Genomic DNA, 1,336 nt, shown 5'->3' on the forward strand with positions numbered 1-1,336 from the left:
GTTGCCGCTACTGAAAACGGCGTCGACAAGAAGAAGGTTCAGGAAGAAATCGAAACGGCGTCGACAAGAAGAAGGTTCAGGAAGAAATCGACCAGCTGCAGGACCAGCTCGTCAGCATCGCTCAGTCGGCTTCCTTCTCCGGTGAAAACTGGGTTGCMGGCGCCAACGGCACGAAGAGCGTTGTGTCTTCCTTCGTTCGTGACGGYTCGAACGGCGTATCCGTCAAGATGACCGATTACGTCCTGGACAACAGCTCGGCCGGCAACGTTCTCTTCGGCATGAGCGGCGGCCAGGTCGAAACCTCCACGGGTATCCTTGGTACCTCCAACGGTTCGGCCGGCTCGGTCTACTCGCTCGACATCACCAGCATGACCATCGGTGACCTCGGTCWMGCTCTGACCAACGTCGAAAACGCACTGAAGGCCATGACCTCTGCCGGTGCAAAGCTCGGTTCGATCTCCACCCGCATCAACATGCAGGACGACTTCGTCAACGCGCTCAGCAAGTCGCTCGACTCCGGTATTGGCCGCCTGGTCGACGCCAACATGGAAGAAGAATCCTCCAAGCTCTCTGCTCTCCAGACGCAGCAGCAGCTCGCGATCCAGTCTCTCTCGATCGCCAACTCTTCTTCGCAGAACATCCTGTCGCTCTTCCGCTAAGAGCGGTCCAGCCACATCTCCGAAAAGCTTCGAGGCCGGGTAACCCCCGGCCTCGAATGTTTTAATATTCGGTTAATGAAAACATTCCTAAGTATCAGATATTTTTACGAAATTTCAGTTTGGAATTTAGTTTTCCTTAACCATCTTGCTGTTTTCTAGGCCCATCGAAACGGCGAGTTAACCCTAACGAGAATGGTTAACAGGCATGATGCTGATCGCTGTGGGCCGGCCCAAATCCGGAATGTCCCTTCCTATCATCTGCCAAAAGGGGCACACATACTATGACGAGCATCAACACCAATAACGCTGCTATGGCAGCTCTCCAGACGCTGCGTGGCATCAACCAGGGCCTCAACAAGACCCAGGATCATGTTTCCTCGGGTTACCGCATCGGCAAGGCTTCCGACAACGCTGCTTACTGGTCGATCGCAACGACCATGCGTTCGGACAACAAGGCTCTCGGCGCTGTTTCTGACGCGCTCGGCCTCGGTGCTGCCAAGGTTGACACTGCCTACACCGCCATGGACAGCGCTATCGACGTCGTCGGCGAAATCAAGGCAAAGATTGTTGCCGCTACTGAAAACGGCGTCGACAAGAAGAAGGTTCAGGAAGAAATCGACCAGCTGCAGGACCAGCTCGTCAGCATCGCTCAGTCGGCTTCCTTCTCCGGTGAAAAC

General features: G+C 55.1%; 1 protein-coding gene and 1 pseudogene. Both read left to right on the forward strand.

Translation table 11 applies throughout. The annotated features are described in order from the left end of the window. Nucleotides 1-53 precede the first annotated feature (53 nt). Nucleotides 54-659, forward strand: a pseudogene (locus AC1DM5_RS36465) (flagellin); the annotation flags it as partial. Between the two features lie 281 nt (nt 660-940). After that, nucleotides 941-1,336 (forward strand): flagellin N-terminal helical domain-containing protein (locus AC1DM5_RS36470; protein ID WP_477976932.1); only part of this gene is annotated, 396 nt, incomplete at its 3' end.

It is taken from the genome of Rhizobium sp. 01T437 (assembly GCF_056398505.1).